The 13,146-nt window shown below is 70.7% G+C and carries 12 protein-coding genes; 3 read left to right on the top strand and 9 right to left on the bottom strand.

Annotated elements, in window-relative coordinates; genetic code table 11:
* From gcl to sucC, 5 genes are read right to left on the bottom strand one after another with little or no spacing between them, the layout of a single operon-like run.
* On the bottom strand, positions 1-1,719 hold the full coding sequence (gcl, locus tag ACIBX3_RS13515) for a glyoxylate carboligase (protein WP_397117396.1): 1,719 nt from the start codon (positions 1,717-1,719) through the stop codon (positions 1-3).
* Positions 1,719-2,579: a 2-hydroxy-3-oxopropionate reductase gene (locus ACIBX3_RS13510; RefSeq protein WP_397116498.1), complete on the bottom strand. Its 861-nt coding sequence runs from the start codon at positions 2,577-2,579 to the stop codon at positions 1,719-1,721. Before ACIBX3_RS13510 ends, gcl begins: the two co-directional genes overlap by 1 nt.
* On the bottom strand, positions 2,576-3,343 hold the full coding sequence (locus ACIBX3_RS13505; protein WP_397116496.1) for a hydroxypyruvate isomerase family protein: 768 nt from the start codon (positions 3,341-3,343) through the stop codon (positions 2,576-2,578). The genes ACIBX3_RS13510 and ACIBX3_RS13505 overlap by 4 nt, the downstream gene beginning before the upstream one ends.
* Positions 3,340-4,242, bottom strand: a complete 903-nt coding sequence (gene sucD, locus ACIBX3_RS13500; RefSeq protein WP_397116494.1) for a succinate--CoA ligase subunit alpha — start codon at positions 4,240-4,242, stop codon at positions 3,340-3,342. The genes ACIBX3_RS13505 and sucD overlap by 4 nt, the downstream gene beginning before the upstream one ends.
* Before the next feature lies 1 nt (position 4,243).
* Entirely contained in the window at positions 4,244-5,374 is a 1,131-nt protein-coding gene (gene sucC / locus ACIBX3_RS13495; protein ID WP_397116492.1) for an ADP-forming succinate--CoA ligase subunit beta, read from the bottom strand.
* 162 nt (positions 5,375-5,536) lie between these two features.
* On the opposite strand from sucC, the gene ACIBX3_RS13490 reads away from it, so the two are divergent.
* The 3 genes from ACIBX3_RS13490 to ACIBX3_RS13480 all read left to right on the top strand — a co-directional run bounded on the left by ACIBX3_RS13490 (position 5,537) and on the right by ACIBX3_RS13480 (position 7,933).
* Positions 5,537-6,844, top strand: coding sequence for a hypothetical protein (locus tag ACIBX3_RS13490; protein ID WP_397116491.1), 1,308 nt, complete (start codon positions 5,537-5,539; stop codon positions 6,842-6,844).
* Positions 6,845-6,932: 88 nt separating this feature from the next.
* Positions 6,933-7,667, top strand: a complete 735-nt coding sequence (locus ACIBX3_RS13485; RefSeq protein WP_397116489.1) for a GntR family transcriptional regulator — start codon at positions 6,933-6,935, stop codon at positions 7,665-7,667.
* 89 nt (positions 7,668-7,756) lie between these two features.
* Positions 7,757-7,933: a hypothetical protein gene (locus ACIBX3_RS13480; RefSeq protein ID WP_397116487.1), complete on the top strand. Its 177-nt coding sequence runs from the start codon at positions 7,757-7,759 to the stop codon at positions 7,931-7,933.
* 40 nt (positions 7,934-7,973) lie between these two features.
* Here the strand turns inward: ACIBX3_RS13480 and ACIBX3_RS13475 are convergent, their stop codons facing one another.
* The 4 genes from ACIBX3_RS13475 to ACIBX3_RS13460 form a co-directional block, all read right to left on the bottom strand.
* A complete protein-coding gene (locus ACIBX3_RS13475; RefSeq protein WP_397116485.1) occupies positions 7,974-8,948 on the bottom strand; it encodes a TerC family protein in 975 nt (324 codons plus the stop codon).
* Positions 8,945-9,433 (bottom strand): hypothetical protein, encoded by a 489-nt coding sequence (locus ACIBX3_RS13470; RefSeq protein WP_397116483.1) that lies wholly within the window; start codon positions 9,431-9,433, stop codon positions 8,945-8,947. Before ACIBX3_RS13470 ends, ACIBX3_RS13475 begins: the two co-directional genes overlap by 4 nt.
* Positions 9,433-10,839, bottom strand: coding sequence for an Nramp family divalent metal transporter (locus tag ACIBX3_RS13465; protein WP_397116481.1), 1,407 nt, complete (start codon positions 10,837-10,839; stop codon positions 9,433-9,435). Before ACIBX3_RS13465 ends, ACIBX3_RS13470 begins: the two co-directional genes overlap by 1 nt.
* A 168-nt stretch (positions 10,840-11,007) precedes the next feature.
* Positions 11,008-13,125 (bottom strand): acetate--CoA ligase family protein, encoded by a 2,118-nt coding sequence (locus ACIBX3_RS13460; RefSeq protein ID WP_397117394.1) that lies wholly within the window; start codon positions 13,123-13,125, stop codon positions 11,008-11,010.
* Between the last annotated feature and the right edge of the window lie 21 nt (positions 13,126-13,146).

Below are 13,146 nucleotides of genomic sequence, written 5' to 3'. Positions count from 1 at the left end.
TCAGTCGGACCAGTCGGCGGTGATGAGCTCGGGCAACGGCTCGAACTCCTTGATCGCTTCCAGCGATGGGCCCATGGCGGCGTTGGCCTCGCGTTCGACCATCACCTCCACCAGGACCGGCAGCCGCTCATGCGCCGCCTCGACGGACGCCCAGGCGAGCGCGTCGCGGATGTCGCCGGGCAGCTCCACCCGGCGCGCCGGGCAGCCGAACGCCTCCATGACCTTGACGTGGTCGATGCCGCCCTCGCCGTAGTGCAGGTCCACGGCGTAGTTCATGCCGTACGGGATCTCGGCCTGCCTGATCAGGCCCAGATACTCGTTGTTGATCATGATGATGACGAACGGGATCCGGTACTGGGCGGCCACCGCGACCTCCTCCATGAGGAACTGGAAGGAGTAGTCGCCCACCACCGCCACGACCTGCCGCTCGGGATGGGCGCACTTGACGCCCATGGCGGCCGGCACCTCCCAGCCCAGCGGCCCGGCCTGCCCGCACACCAGGTAGCGGCGCGGCAGGTACGTCGTCTGGAACTGGCCCGACCAGATCTGGTAGAGCCCGATGGCGGTGACGAACGTGGTGTCCCGGTCGAAGAACTCGTTGATCTCCTTGAACACCCGCGGCGGCTTGATCGGCACGTCGTCGAAGTCGTCCCGGCGGCCCATCGTGCGCCGCAGCTCGGCGACCTTGCGCACCCATTTCTCCCGAGCGGGCACGGTACGGCGGCGCGCCTCGTTCAGCAGCTCGGCCAGCACCGGCCGGGCGTGCCCGACGATCCCCAGGTCGGGCTCGAAGACCCGGCCGATCTGCGTGGGCTCGATGTCCACGTGGACGAACTTCCGCCCCCGCCGGTAGACGCCGAGGTCGCCGGTGTGCCGGTCGCCGAACCGCGCCCCCACGCTCAGCACCAGGTCACTGGCCAGGAACGCGGCGTTGCCCCACCGCGTCTGCGTCTGGATGCCGGCCATGCCGGCGAACAGCGGATGGTCCTCAGGGAAGGCGCCCTTGCCCATGAGCGTCACCTGCACGGGCACCTGGAGGTGCTCGGCCAGCGCGAGCAGCTCCTCGCTCGCGTCGGCGCCGATCACGCCGCCGCCGGCCAGGATGAGCGGCCGCCTGGCCTCCGCCAGCATCTCCACGGCCCTGCGCACGGCCCCGGGCAGCGGCCTGGGCTCCTCGACGGGCAGCGGCGCGTCGAGGTCCCGGTCGTACAGGCAGGTGCCGCGCTGCACGTCGATCGGCAGGTCGATGAGCACCGGCCCGGGCCGCCCGGACCGCGCGATCCGGAACGCCTCCCTGAACACCCAGGGCGCCTGGGCGGGCTCCTTGAGCTGCACCGCCCATTTGGTCACCGGCCGGGCGATCTCCACGATGTCGACCGCCTGGAACGCCTCCTGGTGCAGCTTGGAGGACACGGCCTGACCCGTGATGCAGATCATCGGGATGGAGTCGGCCAGGGCGGTGTAGAGACCGGTGATCATGTTCGTGCCGGCCGGGCCCGAGGTGCCGATGCAGACGCCGACGTTCCCGGTGACCCTGGCCCAGCCGTCGGCCGCGTGGGTGCCGCCCTCCTCGTGGCGTACCGTGATGTGCCTGATCGAGCTGTGCTGGAGCGCGGCGTAGAGCGGCAGGATGGCCGCCCCGGGGATGCCGAAGACCGTGTCCACGCCCTCCGACTCCAGCACCGCGACCACGGCCTCCATGCAAGGGATGCGCTTCATCATCCATTGAGCCTTTCGACGACCTTGAGCAGGGCGGAGTGGTCGAGCGAGCCGTGGCCCTGCGCCCTGGCCGCGGCCACGAGCTGGGCGACCTGCCCGGTGAGCGGCAGGCTGACCCCGGCCTCACGGGCGGCGGCGACGGCGATGCCCATGTCCTTGTGGTGCAGGTCGATGCGGAAGCCGGGGGCGAACTCGCGCCTGACCATGGTGTGCCGCTTGAGCTCCAGGATCCGGGAACCGGCCAGGCCGCCCGCGAGCACGTCGAGCCCGGCCGCCGGGTCCACGCCGGACGCCTCCAGCAGCACGATGGCCTCCGACACCAGCCCGTAGATGCCGCCCACGACGAGCTGGTTGGCGGCCTTGACGGTCTGCCCGGCGCCGGCGGGGCCGACGTGGACCACGGTCGTGCCGAGCGCCGACAGGATCGGGCGGGCCGCCTCGACGTCCTCGGCCGCGCCGCCCACCATGATCGAGAGAGTGCCGTCGACGGCGCCGCGCTCGCCGCCGCTGACGGGGGCGTCCAGCGCCCGTACGCCCACGGCCGCCGCCCGCAGCGCCACCCTGCGGGAGGTCTCCGGCTTGATCGTGCTCATGTCGATGTAGAGGAGGCTCGGGCGGGCGTACTCGACGACCAGTGGCGCGACCTCCTCGACCTGCGGCGAGTCGGGCAGCATCGTGATCACCGCGTCCGCCCCGCCGACCGCGTCGACCACGCTGGAGGCGCCCTTGCCGCCGAGTGCGACGAGCTGGTCCACCCGCTCGGCGCTCACGTCGTAGCCGGTCACGGTATGTCCGGCCTTGAGGAGGTTGGCCGCCATCGGGCTGCCCATGATCCCCAAGCCGATGAAGCCGATGTTCATGCCAGCCTCCAGTCGAACGCTCCAGGACCCTCGTGCCGGTACTCCAGGCCGACGTGTCCCCGGTAGCCCGCAGCCTCCAGCCGCGCGAAGATCTCCGGGTACGGCATGCGCCCGCTCCCCGGCCGGCCCCTGCCGGGGTCGTCGGCGATCTGCACGTGGCCGAACCGCCCGGCGTGCCGGTCGATGAGCGCGAGCACGTCCTCGCCCATCCGGTGCAGGTGGTAGAGGTCGGCCAGGAAGGCCACGTTCTCCCTGTCCACCTCGTCGATCAGCGCGAACGCCGCTTCCGATGACGTGATCGGATATTTCGGGTTCTCGTGGGAGTTGAGCGCCTCGACGACCACGGTCGCGCCGATGCCGGCCGCCGCGTCGGCCGCCCTGCGCAGGTTCGCCACGGCCAGGTCCCTGTCGGTGTCCGGGCCGTTGCCGTACAGAGCGTTGAGCACCCCGCAGCCCAGCTCGCCCGCCAGGCGGATCGCGGCGTCGACGTTGGCGTGGAAGCGGGCCGAGCCGTCCGGCCTGGCCAGCAGGCCGCGCTCGCCCGCGGCCATGTCGCCGGCGTCGAAGTTCAGCCCGACGAGCCGCACCCCGGCGTCCTCGATGGCCTGCCGCAGGGCGGCCGGCTCGGCGCCGGTCGGGTCCGGGGTGCCGAACGGCCACCACAGCTCGACGGCGTCGAACCCGTTCTTGGCCGCCGCGGCCGGGCGCTCCAGCAGCGGCAGGTCCGTGAAGAGAATGGAGAGGTTGACGTCGAACGTGTTCATGGCCTCACTCCGTTCGGCGGGCTCGGTGCCAGCGCTGAGCGCATGAGGCGGGCCGTCTCCGACGGGGTCTTGCCGACGCGGACGCCGACCTTCTCCAGGGCTTCCTTCTTGGCCTGGGCGGTGCCGGCCGAGCCGGACACGATGGCGCCCGCGTGGCCCATGGTCTTGCCCTCGGGCGCGGTGAAGCCGGCCACGTAGGCCACCACCGGCTTGGTGACGTGCTGCTCGATGTAGGCCGCGGCCCGTTCCTCGGCGTCGCCGCCGATCTCACCGATCATCACGATGGCGTCCGTGCCCGGGTCCGCCTGGAATGCCTTCAGGCAGTCGATGTGGGTGGTGCCGATCACCGGGTCGCCGCCGATGCCGACGGCGGTGGAGAAGCCGAGGTCGCGCAGCTCGTACATGAGCTGGTAGGTCAGCGTGCCGGACTTCGAGACCAGGCCGATGCGGCCGGCGGTGGTGATGTCGGCGGGGATGATCCCGGCCGAGGACTGCCCGGGGCTGATCAGACCGGGGCAGTTGGGCCCGATGATCCTGGTACGGCCGCCGCGCGCGAGGGCGCGGAAGCGTACCGCGTCGTGCACGGGCACGCCCTCGGTGATCACCACGCACAGCGGCACGCCCGCCGCCACGGACTCCTCCACGGCCCCGCCGGTGAACCGCGGCGGCACGAACACCACCGACACGTCCGCCCCGGTCTCCTCCACCGCCTCGGCCACGGAGCCGAACACCGGCACCGTGCGCTCGCCGAAGTCGACCGACCGGCCGCCCTTGCCCGGCGTCACGCCGGCCACGATGTCGGTCCCCGCGGCCAGCATGCGGGCCGTGTGCCTGCTGCCCTCCGCGCCCGTCATGCCCTGCACGAGCACCCGGCTGTCCTTGGTCAGAAAGATCGCCATCTCACGCACCTGCCGCGAGTCTGGCCGCCATCTCGGCGGCGCCGTCCATGGTGGAGACCTGCCGGACGGCCGGGTGCCGCGCCTCGCTGAGGATGCGCCGCCCCACCTCGGCGTTGTTGCCGTCCAGCCGTACGACGATGGGCCTGCCGCGGCCGCGCTCGCCGAGGAGTTCGAGCGCGGTGACGATGCCGTTGGCCACCGCGTCGCAGGCCGTGATGCCGCCGAAGACGTTGACCAGCACCGACCGCACACCGGGGTCGGCCAGGACGATGTCCAGCCCGTCGGCCATGATCTTGGCGGACGCGCCGCCGCCGATGTCCAGGAAATTGGCCGGGGCCGCGCCCGCCCCGGCGACCACGTCCAGCGTGCTCATGACCAGGCCCGCGCCGTTGCCGATGACGCCCACCCGGCCGTCGAGCTTGACGTAGTTCAACCCCTTGGCCCTGGCCTGGTCCTCCAAACTGCCGGTACGTTCGGTGTACTCCCAGGCGTGCCGGAAATGCGCGTTGTCGTCGAGGGTGACCTTGCCGTCGAGCGCCACGATCCGCTGGTCGGTCGTGCAGATCAGCGGGTTCACCTCGACCAGCACCGCGTCCTCGGCGACCAGGACCTGCCACAGCTTCTCCAGCGCGCCGGCCGCCTGCTCCGGTAGTCCCGCCTTGGCCGCCAGCAGCCGCGCGGTGTCCGCGTCCACCCCCGCCACCGGGTCGATCGGCAGTTTCACGATGGCGTCGGGGTCGGTGGCCGCCAGCTCCTCGATCTCCATGCCGCCCTGGCCGGACACCATCGCCAGGAAGCCGCCCTCGGCCCGATCCACCAGGAAGGCCGCGTAGTACTCCTCGAACGGCACGGTCGCGGCCTCCACCAGCACGCGGCGCGCGACGTGTCCCTTGATGTCCATCCCGAGCACGCGGGCGGCCTCGTGCTCGGCCGAGACCGGCCCCGCCGCCGGCCTGATCCCGCCCGCCTTGCCCCGTCCGCCGGTCTTCACCTGGGCCTTGATGACAACGGGCGCGTTCAGCTCGGCCGCGATCTCGCGGGCCTCGGCCGGGGTGGCCGCCACCTTGCCTGCCGGGACCGGGATCCCGTGACGCCCGAAGAGCTCCTTCGCCTGGTACTCGTACAGGTCCATTCGAGCCTCCTTTGTCTACGGTATACCGTATGGAATATCCTCCGTCTAGGGTCTCGACAGGGCCTCGGATTTGTGGATATTCCATACAGTATGGAGAATGCAATCCGAGATTGGCGAGGCCGTCCGTACCTCCCAGGGCCCGTCCCCGCCGACCGCACCCGCATGTTCTGGCTGGCCTGGGCCGCCATGGCGGCGATCAGCCCGCTCCAGTACGCCTACGCCGCGCTCCTCGCCCGCGAGGCCGCCGGGTTGACCCTCCTGGCCGCCTGGATCGCCTGCCAGGCGGCCGGCGCGCTCCCCGCGCTCCGCTGGGTCCGGAGTGGGCGCCTCGGCGTGCGCCCCGCGCTGTACGGCGGGGCGGCCCTCAGCGGGGTGGGCCTGCTGACCGCCGCGCTGACCGGACCAGGGCTCATCGCCGGGAGCGCCGGCGGCCCGTCGTCCGCATGGAGCGGGAGCGAGGCGTCGTCGCTGCTCGCGGCCGGCGGCCTGGTGGCGTTCGCCGGCTACGCGCTGCTCGGCGGGCTGGGCGCGGGGCTGGTCTACGGGGTGTGCGGGGAGGTCGTCTCCTCCTGGTATCCGGAGCGGCCCGCCGCCCGTGTCGGCCTGATCACCGGCGCCTTCGGGTACGGGGCCGTCCCGCTGCTGCTCTGGGCAGGGATCGCCCCCGGCGCCACGTCCGCCGCCTTCCTGACCGCCGCGCTCGTCGCGGTGGCCGTCATCGGGGCCGCGGCCCGGCACCTGCGGCTGCCGCCGGCCCTGTGGTGGCCCGACGACTTGGACCCGCGCACGCATGCCCTGGACGCCGCGCGGCTGCGGGTCACCCCGGAGGCCGCCAAGCAGTTCCGGCTGCCCCAGGCGCTGCGCACCCGTACGCTGCCGGCGCTCGCACTGATCCTGACGTGCGCGGGCGCGGTGTCGGTGTTCGACGTGATCGTGGTGGCGGGCACGGGGTCCTGGGCCGCGGTGGCGGTCCTGGTGGCGCTCAACGGCACGAGCCGGTCAGTGGCCATGCGGTGGTCGGAGCTGTTCGGCCGCCGCAGAGTGCTGGCCGCCGTCCTGGGCGCCCTCGCGCTCGGCCAAGCGCTGCTGGCGGCCGCCGCACTGGACGTCACGCCGGCGACCACCGGCACGCTCCCCGCGGCAGGGGGAGCGGCGCCGGTCGGCGGCGTGGTGGGGAGCGGGGTGCTGCTCTGGCTTGGGGTCGTCATGGCCGGACTGGGCGGCGGGGCGTTCTATCCCCTCCTCGCCAGCCTCGTCCGGGAGTTCTTCGGCGTGGAGCGGGCCGGCGAGATCCACGCCGTCGTCTACAGCGCGAAGGCCGTGGCGGGAGTCGTGGCCGTCGTCCTGGCCCTGATCGCCCTCACCGCCCCAGTGGCCGCCCTCCTGTCCGCCGCGGCGCTCGCCGCCGTCCCGGCCCTGGCCACGCCGCGCCTGCGCATCCCGGGTCTACCCCTGACCATCCCCTTGTGACGAGGTTCACCAGCCCAGTTCGCCCAGCGAACGGTATGCTGTAGGCAGTCGACGAAAAACCGTTAACGCAGCCCCTGGAGTCGTGACCATGTTGCTGTCGGATCAGGCCGGCCAGGCGGCGGCCACCAAGATTCGCCGCCCCGCCACGCTCCGGGAGAGCGTCATCGAGGCCATCCAGGAACTCATCGTCTCCGGCCAGCTCAAGCCCGGCCAGCACCTGGTCGAGAGCGAGCTGGCCGATCTCCTCGGCGTGTCCAGGCAGCCGGTTCGAGAGGCGTTGCAGCAGCTCAGCGGCGAGGGCTGGGTCGACCTGCACCCCGGCCAGGGCGCGTTCGTGCACGTCCCCACCGTAGAGGAGGCCGATCAGCTGCTCGCCGTGCGCGCGCTGCTGGAGACCGAGTCCGCGCGGCTGGCCGCCCAGCACGCGGGCGAGGACGGCGTGAAGCGGCTGCGCGCGCTGTGCTCGCGCGGCATCGCCGCGGTGGAGTCCGACGACATCGACTCGGCCGTGGCCATCAACTCCGAGCTGCACGCCGTGGTGACGGCCCTGTCCGGCAACAGAGTGCTCGCCGAGCTGGCCAGCCAGGTGGCCAGGCGCGTGCGGTGGTACCACACGCCGGTGGCCCGCCAGCGCGGCATGGCCTCGTGGGAGGAGCACACCGCGCTCATCGACGCCATCGAGGCCGGCGACGAACGCCGGGCGGCGAAGATCATGCGGGAGCACACCGAGCACACCCGCGCCTCCTACATGGAGCAGCGCGAGAACGAGCCCGTTCAGCCCGAGCAGAAGCCGGTGCGCCGGCGCCGCCGCACCGCGGGATGACAGCGGATTACCTGACGTTCACAGTAATCGACATGCTCCGAAACACCTCGGGTAGAGGATGGAGCCACACGGACAGGAGGTGCATGACCATGAAGGCGTTCATTCGCTTTCTCCTGGGTGATCCCCTGGGTCAGTCAGCGGACGGCCGGGCGCTCGGCGTCGGCCTGAGCGCGGCGCTCAAGAAGCACTACTCGGCCGACGACGCCGAGCGCTACCTGCGGCAGTGGGCCGCGGAGCACGACGTACGCAAGACCCCGAGGCGCTGAGCCGCGGCAGGGGCCGGCCCAGCTCCCCACCGCGGCGTGGTCAGCGCTCCACAGGCTCTGGCTCCTTCGCCTCCTTCTTGGCATCGCGAGCCGACTTCATCAGGCTCAGCACCGTGGTGACGGCGAGAGTGCCGACGATGACCCCGAGAGACACCATGATCGGGATCTCCGGCGCCCACGACACGCCGTCGTGGTGCAGCGCCTCAAGGATGAGCTTCACCCCGATGAAGGCGAGCACCACCGACAGCCCCTTGCTCAGATAGACGAGCCGGTCCAACAGCCCGCCGATGAGGAAGAAGAGCTGCCGCAGCCCCATGAGGGCGAAGGCGTTGGCGGTGAACACCAGATAGGGCTCCTTGGTGAGCCCGAAGATGGCCGGGATGGAGTCGAGCGCGAACAGCAGGTCGGTGGTCCCGATGGCGACCATCACGATCAGCATCGGGGTCACCATCCTGCGACCGAAGTGCACGGTGAGGCGGGCGCCGTGGTAGGTGTCCGTGGTCGGGAGCACCCGGCGCACGGTACGCAGCGCGATGTTCTCGGAGAACTCCGCCTCCTCGTCCTCGTGACCGATCAGCTTCCACGCGGTGTAGACGAGGAAGGCGCCGAACAGGTAGAACAGCCAGTCGAACCTGGAGACCGCCTCCGCCCCGGCCGCGATGAAGCCGCCCCTCATGAACAGCGCCAGCACGATGCCGATGAGCAGCACCTTCTGGCGATACTGCCGGGGCACGCGGAACCGGCTCATGATCAGCAGGAAGACGAAGAGGTTGTCCACGCTGAGCGAGTACTCGGTGATCCATCCGGCGAAGAACTCCCCGCCGTGCGAGGGGCCGGACAACGCCAGCAGGCCGATGCCGAAGGCCACGGCCAGGCTGACGTAGAACGACACCCAGCCCACGCACTCCTTGAAGGAGGGCTCGCGCGGGTTGCGCGCGACCAGCCAGAAGTCGAACGCGAGGACGATGCCGAAGCCGCCTATCGTAGCCAGCCAGACCCAGACGGGCAGGTTCAACGCTTGGCCCCCTTCCTTCCGCGCAGCGCCTCGGCGTGCCGTACGTAGGAGCCGAGCAGCAGCTTGGCGCGCGGGTTGGCGCCCGCACGGCGCAGCAGCCAGTACGGCATGAGGCGTTCGTGCAGCCAGACGAAGCCGATCGCGAACCCGAGGGCAACCATCGCCTGGTAGACGAGGAAGCCGAGCACGCCGTCGGTCATGCCGATCCCGGTCAGGCTCTCCTGGAGCAGCCGGGACAGGGGGAAGGCCGCCATCCAGTACAGGCCCGCCGGCCCGAACGTCCCCGGCAGGAGCACGCCGTGGCCGAGCAGCACGCCGAACAGCCCGCCGAACAGGGCGAGCGGCACGGCGAGTGCCAGCGCGGACAGCGCCGCCATACCGGTGGGCACCCCCGCGAAGAGGGTGAGCCCACCGGCCATGGCACCGGCGACGGCTCCGATCGACGCCCCGGGCAGGGCGAGCTCGATGCTGTGCCGTCCGTCCATCAGCCCACGACCACGCCGAAGGCGAAGAGGCTGTAGAACAGCATCCCGAGGTAGAACACCGCACCGAACCCGATGATCACGTTGGTCCACCACTTGGGCCGGATCGGTTTCGGCAACATGCGGTTGTTCACCAGCAGGAGCGTCACGCAGTACGCGCCCATCGCGAACGTCGACAGGAACGCCAGCGTGTCCAGGATCCCGCTCGGCCCGTCAGCGGGGCCGAACAGCAGGATCAGGATGCCGAATATGATCACGCCCCAGAGGAAGCCGGCGTACAGATGCGACATGCGCAGCTTCTTCGCCCCCGGCACGAAGTTGTAGGTCATGTCGGCCTGGCCACGGGAGAAGGAGTCGAAGAGCCCCAGTGTCGCGTTCAGGCCGATCAGCGCGATGAACCCGAGGAAGATCGTGCCGAGCACGGAGCTGCCGGCCGAGGAGACGGCGTTGGACATGGCGGAGAGCGCCACCTCCCGGTCGTCGCCCCGGATGACGTCGCGCACGCCCGGGTCGATCCGCACCGCCGACTGGGCGATCACCGTGAAGGAGATCGTGACCAGCATGGTGATGCCCCAGAACAGCAGGAGCGCGTCGAACGTGACCCAGCGCCGCCAGCCCTTCCACTTGGCCATCTCGGCCGGGTCCTCGGTGTCGAACATGAAGCCGCGCGAGGGCATGGCCTCCTGCTCGCCCGCGTGCCTCAGCCCGCGCACCTTGGGCATGTGCGCGCCCATGCCGGCCCCGGAGTCACGCAGGTGCAGCGTGTACCACATCTGCTGCATGCCCGAGGGACCGGCGAACGCGCACGCCCCCACGATCACCGGGAACCAGGCCGCCGACATGGCCTCCGCCGGCAGATAGCCGACGGCGAACATCCCGCTGATCGTGGTGCTCACGTCGCTCCAGGAGCCGACCATGGCCGCCACCACCGAGGTGCCGAGCACGAGCGCGCCGATGAGCAGCGACAGCACGTTCTCCAGGACGTTGTAGATCACCTTGGCCAGGCTGAAGACCACGCCGACCAGGATCAGGCCGGCGACCGCGGTCACCACCCACGGGATCCCGGTTATCTCCTCGAACGCCGCCGCGCCCGCCGACAGGTGTCCCGGCCAGATGTAGACGGCGATCGCGACGATGAAGAAGAACCACATCAACGGCTTGAACACCCGGGCCGCGCCGGAGAAGATGCTCTCCCCCGTGGCCATGGCGTACCTCGCCATCTCCAGCATGACCACGGCCTGCAGCGTGACGCCGATCAGGAACAGCCACCTGATCTCCGGCCCGAACAACAGCACCAGCCTGGGCCACATGTACGACTCGCCCATGCCCACACCCAGCGCGACGAGGAAGACCGTCGGCCCGAGAATGTGCACCGAGGGAGGTGCGTCCGGCAGCTTCCTGATGGGCATCGGCTCGAGCCGGCCCGCTTTCCATACTCGTTGATCCTCTACCGGCGGCGTTGCCGTCGCCGGAGGTGTGTTCGATGTGTCCACCTGCGGACCTCCTGGGGGGTTGTTGCCTTCCTCGTGCGCTGCCCCGAATAGCCCCCTCGCCAGTGTCTGCTTGTGCGCCTGGCTCTAGCGCAGCAGTCCGGCAGCCCTGGCCCAGCGGTACTTCGCACCGAGGACCGCCACGGGCTTCTCTGTCGTGTACGGGTACGCGACCACGCCGTGCTCGAACAGGTACTCGCTGGCCTCCTCTACCTCGGTGTCGCCGGCGAGCGACGCCACGACCGGCTTGATGTTGCCCTTCGCCCGCTCTTCCGCCACCACGCGGGCGATCAGCTCGGCGAAGACCATCGGCGGTGTCACGATCGTGTGCCAGTAGCCCAGGACGAGCGCGTGGATGCGTTCGTCGGCCAGGCCCAGGCGGACCGTGTTCTCGTAGGTCGAGGGCGGCTCGCCGCCGGTGATGTCGATGGGGTTGCCCGCCGCGCCGAACGGCGGGATGTAGGCGCGGAAGGCCGTGTCCAGGTCGGCCGGGATGTCCATGAGCGTCAGCCCGGCGTCCACGATGGCGTCCGACAGCAGCACGCCGGAACCGCCCGCTCCGGTGATGATGACGACGTTCTCGCCCTTCGGCGCGGGCAGGATCGGCAGCGCCCGGGCGTACTCGAGCATGTCGTTGAGCCCGGGGGCCCGGACCACGCCGGCCTGGCGGAGGATGTCGTCGTAGACCTTGTCGTCGCCGGCCAGCGCGCCCGTGTGCGACCCGGCCGCCCGCGCGCCCATCGCGGTCCGCCCGGCCTTGAGCACGATGACCGGCTTCTCCTTGACGACCCGGCGGACCGCGTCGACGAAGCCGCGCCCGTCCTTGAGGTCCTCCAGGTGCATGGCCACGGCCTTGGTGTTGTCGTCCTGCTCGAAGAACGTCAGCAGGTCGTCCTCGTCCACGTCGGCCTTGTTGCCGACGCCCACGATGGCCGAGACGCCCATCTTGGTCGTCCGGCTGAAGCCCAGGATGGCCATGCCGATGCCGCCGCTCTGCGAGGTCAGCGCCACACTGCCCTTGACGTCGTACGGGGTGCAGAACGTCGCGCAGAGGTTCTCCGGCGTGTAGTAGTAGCCGTAGATGTTCGGGCCGAGCATGCGCACGCCGTGCCTGCGGGCGATCTCGACGATCTCCTTCTGGCCCTCGACGTTGCCCGTCTCGGCGAACCCAGATGGGATCATGACCGCGCCGGCCACGCCCTTCTCCCCCACCTCCTCCAGCGCCGCCGCGACGAACTTGGCGGGGATGGCGAACACGGCCACGTCCACGTCGCCGGGCACGTCCGAGATGCTCTTGTACGCGGGCAGCCCCATGATCTCGTCGGCCTTGGGATTGATCGGGAGGATCTGACCCTTGTAGCCGCCGTTGATGAGGTTCTTCATGACCGAGTTGCCGATCTTGCCGTTCTCGGCGGACGCGCCGATCACGGCGACCGAGCGCGGCTTGAAGATCCGCGTCATCTGCCGCAGGATCTCCTCCCTCGACAGCCGCTGGACCTCCGCGGGCTTGTCGCCGATGAGGATGCGCACGTCGGCGGCGACCGCGCCGTTCGCGTCGGCGAAGACCGGGTTGAGGTCCACCTCGACGATCTCGGGGAAGTCGGTCACCAGCCTGCCGACGCGCTCGATCAGCCCCGCGAGCGCCGCCCGGTCGGCCGGTGCGGCGCCGCGGACACCGCGGAGCACCTCTGCCGCTCTGATGTCGTCGAGCATCCCCAGCGCATCATCACCCGAAAGCGGGGCAAGCCGGAAGGTCACGTCCTTGAGTACTTCGACCAGGACACCGCCCAGGCCGAAGGCGACGACCTTGCCGAAGGTCGGGTCGGTGACGGCGCCGACGATGACCTCGTGACCGCCGCCGACCAGCTGCTGCACCTGGATGCCGTCGATGGCGGCGCCGGGGTTGTAGGCGCGGGCGTTGGCCAGGATCGTGTCGTAGCCCGCCCGTACCTCCTCGGCGGTCTTCAGCCCGACCAGCACGCCGCCGGCGTCCGTCTTGTGCAGGATGTCGGGCGAGACGATCTTCAGGACGACCGGGAGCCCGATGCGCTCGGCGATGGAGACCGCCTCATCCGCCGAAGTGGCGAGCCCTTCGCCGGGGGTGGCGATGCCGTAGGCCTCACACAGGTTGCGCCCCTCGGGAGCCGTCAGGGCGGTGCGCCCTTCGGCGAGCGCCTTCTCGATGACTTCGCGCGCCGCGCCCATGGTCGCGCTCCCGACGGGCAC

The sequence above is a fragment of the Nonomuraea sp. NPDC049480 genome, assembly GCF_044465905.1.
Classification (GTDB): domain Bacteria; phylum Actinomycetota; class Actinomycetes; order Streptosporangiales; family Streptosporangiaceae; genus Nonomuraea.
This window is presented reverse-complemented; position numbering and strand designations above follow the sequence as displayed.

Coding starts and splice junctions, on each gene's coding strand:
- gcl (WP_397117396.1), bottom strand. CDS start 1,719: ATGAAGCGCATCCCTTGCATGGAGGCCGTGGTCGCGGTGCTGGAGTCG.
- ACIBX3_RS13510 (WP_397116498.1), bottom strand. CDS start 2,579: ATGAACATCGGCTTCATCGGCTTGGGGATCATGGGCAGCCCGATGGCG.
- ACIBX3_RS13505 (WP_397116496.1), bottom strand. CDS start 3,343: ATGAACACGTTCGACGTCAACCTCTCCATTCTCTTCACGGACCTGCCG.
- sucD (WP_397116494.1), bottom strand. CDS start 4,242: ATGGCGATCTTTCTGACCAAGGACAGCCGGGTGCTCGTGCAGGGCATG.
- sucC (WP_397116492.1), bottom strand. CDS start 5,374: ATGGACCTGTACGAGTACCAGGCGAAGGAGCTCTTCGGGCGTCACGGG.
- ACIBX3_RS13490 (WP_397116491.1), top strand. CDS start 5,537: ATGTTCTGGCTGGCCTGGGCCGCCATGGCGGCGATCAGCCCGCTCCAG.
- ACIBX3_RS13485 (WP_397116489.1), top strand. CDS start 6,933: ATGTTGCTGTCGGATCAGGCCGGCCAGGCGGCGGCCACCAAGATTCGC.
- ACIBX3_RS13480 (WP_397116487.1), top strand. CDS start 7,757: ATGAAGGCGTTCATTCGCTTTCTCCTGGGTGATCCCCTGGGTCAGTCA.
- ACIBX3_RS13470 (WP_397116483.1), bottom strand. CDS start 9,433: ATGGACGGACGGCACAGCATCGAGCTCGCCCTGCCCGGGGCGTCGATC.
- ACIBX3_RS13465 (WP_397116481.1), bottom strand. CDS start 10,839: ATGCCCATCAGGAAGCTGCCGGACGCACCTCCCTCGGTGCACATTCTC.
- ACIBX3_RS13460 (WP_397117394.1), bottom strand. CDS start 13,125: ATGGGCGCGGCGCGCGAAGTCATCGAGAAGGCGCTCGCCGAAGGGCGC.